At 70.2% G+C, this 4,037-nt stretch carries 4 protein-coding genes and 2 pseudogenes; 4 read left to right on the top strand and 2 right to left on the bottom strand.

What is annotated here, in order from left to right:
- A pseudogene (locus JWR81_RS22105) lies at positions 1-476 on the bottom strand (amidohydrolase); the annotation flags it as partial.
- A 110-nt stretch (positions 477-586) separates the two neighbouring features.
- Here JWR81_RS22105 and JWR81_RS22100 point away from each other — a divergent pair.
- The 4 genes and pseudogenes from JWR81_RS22100 (at position 587) to JWR81_RS22090 (ending at position 3,654) form a co-directional block, all read left to right on the top strand.
- Positions 587-880 carry a hypothetical protein gene (locus JWR81_RS22100; RefSeq protein WP_297656255.1) on the top strand — a complete coding sequence of 98 codons (294 nt, stop codon included), beginning with the start codon at positions 587-589 and terminating at the stop codon, positions 878-880.
- Positions 881-925: 45 nt separating this feature from the next.
- Positions 926-2,422, top strand: a complete 1,497-nt coding sequence (locus JWR81_RS22095) for a class I adenylate-forming enzyme family protein (protein ID WP_297656251.1) — start codon at positions 926-928, stop codon at positions 2,420-2,422.
- A gap of 377 nt (positions 2,423-2,799) precedes the next feature.
- Positions 2,800-2,988: pseudogene (locus JWR81_RS34490) on the top strand (transposase domain-containing protein); the annotation flags it as partial.
- A gap of 342 nt (positions 2,989-3,330) precedes the next feature.
- Complete coding sequence (locus tag JWR81_RS22090; protein WP_297656248.1) at positions 3,331-3,654, top strand: hypothetical protein; 324 nt, start codon at positions 3,331-3,333, stop codon at positions 3,652-3,654.
- 43 nt (positions 3,655-3,697) lie between these two features.
- Here JWR81_RS22090 and JWR81_RS22085 read toward each other — a convergent pair.
- Positions 3,698-4,037, bottom strand: a 340-nt coding sequence (locus tag JWR81_RS22085; protein ID WP_297656246.1) for a PaaI family thioesterase, incomplete at its 5' end; no start/stop codon positions are given.

The raw sequence follows: 4,037 nt of genomic DNA, 5'->3' as shown, positions 1-4,037 counted from the left end.
ATGTCCCAGACCGGCAGGATCCCCATCGGGATGAAGCGGTCCGGGGCCGTCGCGCACCACTCGTCGATGTAGAAGTCGTTCCAGGCCTGGACGCAGAGCAGCGCCAGGTCCTTGTCCTGGGCCCGGTGGAACGTACCGCCGCCGAACCCGGGGAACGACGGGAAGCAGAGCGCGGCCTGCACACCGTCGAGGTCCATGTCCTTGACGCGCGCCGCGGGGTCGTAACAGCCGGGGATCATGTCTTCGTAGCGGACCGGGTCCATGCCCCACTCCTCCCGGGGCTTCCCGGCCACGGCGTTGAGGCCGACGGTCGGGAAGACGTTCCCGTCGTAGTGCCACATGTGCTTGCCGTCGACCACCTGGATGCGGGGCGCAGCCTCGCGGTAGCGCTCGGGCACCCGGTCCTGCCAGACCCTCGGGTGCTCGATGAGGTGGTCGTCGACGGACACGATCTGGTGCTGGTCCTGCAAGGGCATCCTTGGCCTCCGATGATGACACGAGCTCGGTGCGACTGGATATGACGGAAACGTCAGACAACTGTATATGCTCGGTGGATCCGACGAACAGAGCACCGGAAGGACGGATCATGACGGAGCCACGTGACGATGCGGCCGTCGAGCGTCCGGATGAGGACGACTACGACCTGCTGACGTTCGGAGAGGCCGGCGCCCGGCTGCAGATCGAGATCCGGGCCCAGCGCACGCGGGTGAACGAGCTGGAGACACAGACACCGCCCGACGAGGCGGTACTCGCCCCGGCACGAGCCCGGCTGGCCGCGCTGGAGGAGGGCGCGCGGCGCAACTCCGCGCAGCCGATCAACGACGCGAACTTCGAGATGTTCTTCGGCTACCCGGGCAAGGCGCGTCGCAACACCACGTGATGGTCGCTAGTTGACAGAGTCGTCAGTCGACACGGGAGACGAATCGTGCACCTCGGCATGCTGCTGGAGATGTCGGCCGACGGAATGGCCGACCGGGTGGCCCTCGGCAGGCGGGCGGAGGGCTGCACCTTCGCCGAACTGGACGAACGGGTCGGGCGGGTCGCGGCGCTGCTCGTCGCGCGCGAGGGCGAACGCGTCGGGCTCGTCGACGTGAACTCGGACGCGGTGCCACTGGTCCTGTTCGGGGCCGCCCGCGCAGGCAAGACGTACGTCCCGGTGAACTACCGGCTCACCGACGACCGGCTGCAGGCGGTCGTCGAGCGGATGGCGCCGGCCACCGTCGTCGTTGGCCCGGGTGTGGCCGAGCGGATCGGACAGGTCGAGGGCATCACGCTGCTCGACCGTAAGGAACTGTTGGACGTCGCCGCCGACCCGCAGGCCCCGCGGATCGAGAGCGGCGGAGCGGACCCCGACGACATCGCCGTCCTGCTGTTCACCAGCGGCACCACGGGCGAGCCGAAGGCCGCCGTCCTGCGCCACCGGCACCTCGCCGGCTACATCCTGTCGTCGGTGGAGTTCGCCGGGGCCGATGAGACCGACGCGGCGCTGGTCAGCGTGCCGCCTTATCACATCGCCGGCGTCTCGGCGGTGCTGTCGAACGCCTACGGCGGCCGCCGGGTGATCTACTTGGAATCCTTCGAGCCTCGCCAGTGGGCCCGGCTCGCGGAGGCCGAGGCGATCACGCATGCGATGGTCGTGCCGACGATGCTGGACCGGATCCTTGACGTCGTCGAGAACGACGGCATCACCCTGCCGTCCCTGCGCGCGCTGTCCTACGGCGGCGGCCCCATGCCGCTGCCGGTGATCGAGCGCGCGATGCGGCTGCTGCCGGGTGTCGGGTTCGTCAACGCCTACGGCCTCACCGAGACCTCGTCCACGATCGCGGTGTTAGGACCCGAGGACCACCGCGATGCCTTCGCCTCCGACGACCCAGCTGTCCGTGTCCGCCTGGGCTCGGTCGGGCGGCCGCTGCCCACGCTCGAGGTCTCCATCCGCGACGCCGACGGGTCCGAGCTGCCGGCCGGGGAGCGTGGCGAGATCTGGGTGCGCGGGGAGCAGGTGTCGGGTGAGTACCTGAGCCATCGGGTGACGAACGACAAGGGCTGGCTGCCCACCCGCGACGCCGGAACGCTCGACGAGGGCGGGTTCCTGTTCGTCCACGGCCGCCTCGACGACGTCATCGTCCGTGGCGGGGAGAACCTGTCGCCCGGCGAGATCGAGGCCGTCCTGCTCGACCACCCCGCGGTGGCTGAGGCGGCCGTGTTCGGGATCCCCGACACGGCCTGGGGGGAGAAGGTCGTTGCCGCTGTCGTACTCGTCGACGGCGCCATCGCCACGGAAGGCGAGCTGCAGGAGCACGTCCGCGCCCGGATGCGCTCCACAGGCACCCCGGAGCTCATCCAGCTGCGTGCCTCGCTGCCCTACACCGAGACAGGGAAGCTGCTGCGCCGTGAGCTGCGCAATGAGCTGGCGGGGTCCTAGCCGAAGCAACACCACGTAGTTAAGGGATCAACGGCCGTGTCAACGCGCGCCGCGTAGCGGCATCTGTGCAGCCTCCTCGTCCTGATCAGCTCTTACCGGGGCCGGCCCACAAGAACGGTCAGCGGGGGCAGAGGTCCGGTGCCGGTCGGGCGGCGCCGGTTGCGGTCACGGCGTGTCACAGAGCAGATCCACGTTCAGGCGACGGGACCTCTGGTAGTCGGTCGGACCCACCGCCCTACCGACAACTCCAGAGGTCCCGTTGCGCCCGCAGTCTCCCACCGTCGCGGCCGGGGTGTTCGCTCCCGGCCATCTCGGCGAGTTGACCCAGTACCTGCCCGTCGAACTCGTCGACGACGTCGTGGCCCCAGACCCGCACCGTCGAGCGCCGGCTCCGCACGCTGCCGACGCGGACAGGTGTCCATTTCGTGCTCGCCCTCGCCCTCTTCCCGCAGCTGGGCCATGCCCGGGTCTGGACGAAGCTCTGTGCCGGGCGGACCGGGCTGGTGGCGTGTCCGTCGGAGACGGCGCTGCGTGATCTGCGGCGACGCCTCGGCCGGCACCGTTGAAGGTGTTGTTCGAGATCGTCGCCGGCCCGGTCGGGCAGCCCCGCACACCCCGGGGATGTGTTTCGCCGGGCTGCGCACGGTCGCCTTCGACGGGCTGAACTCGCTGAAGGTCCCCGACTCCGACCGCAACCGGCGCCTGGCCGGGCCACATCCGCTACCTCATCGGGTGGGCCGGCTACCCGAACCTGTCGCTGCTGTATCTGGTCGAGACCGGCACCCGCGCCCTGCTCGGGGTGACCATCGGCGGCGCGGTCGGCGAGCGAGGATCCCGTGACGAGGCGGGCCGGCCCGGCGGCTGCTTCCGCTGCTCGGGCCCGGGATGCTGGTGCTGCTGGCTCGCGGGTGGACGAGAACGCGTTCTTCGCCGCGATCGATGACACCGGTGCCGCGCTGCCGGCCCGCGCCCGCTCACACCGGGTGCCACCGGTGAGCGCGCTGCTGCCGGGCGGCTCCTCTCTGTCTGAGCTCGACGGGCTGACCGTCCGGGTGATCGAGGCGGTGATCTGCGTGCGCAGCGACGACACGGGTTACGCCGCCCGGGACCGGTATCGGCTGGTCACTACCCTGTTCGACCCTCACTGCTACCCGGCCGAGGCGCTGATCCGGCGGCCCATCCCCACGAGGAGGTCGGTCTACCACCGCTCGAGTGTTGCGATGTTGCGGTAGCTGTAGTCGACGTGCAGCACGCGGCGGATCTTGACGAGGCTCGTCATCGAAGACTCTGTTGATTCCGAGCGACGGATGGGAGTGTGTCGAGGTCGGCGCACGTCACCGTGACGATCGAGGTGACACGCCCGTCACGGCCCAGGTCCACGACCTCGACGCGGTAGCGGCGCAGGCCGGCCGGGACGCCCACGGGTTCCGCCACCGCGCGGAACGGCCCGCGGCGCGCGCTGCGCAGGTAGTGCACGGCGAGGTCGACGGCCACGCCTGGCTGTTCGTGCTGATCTCGGTGGCGGTCGGCGTCCAGGCTCAGCACGGCAGTCTCTGCGAGGATCGCGTGCACGCCGCCGTGCAGGAAGCCGCCGGCGTTGAGGAGGTCCGGGCGC

The sequence above is a fragment of the Pseudonocardia sp. genome (assembly GCF_025965585.1).
Taxonomy (GTDB): domain Bacteria; phylum Actinomycetota; class Actinomycetes; order Mycobacteriales; family Pseudonocardiaceae; genus Pseudonocardia.
The sequence above is the reverse complement of the archived record's forward strand: the minus strand, read 5'-3'. Positions and strand labels throughout refer to the sequence as shown.

Excerpts from the sequence above, each read along its gene's own strand:
- JWR81_RS22100 (WP_297656255.1), top strand. The coding sequence starts at position 587 with ATGACGGAGCCACGTGACGATGCGGCCGTCGAGCGTCCGGATGAGGAC.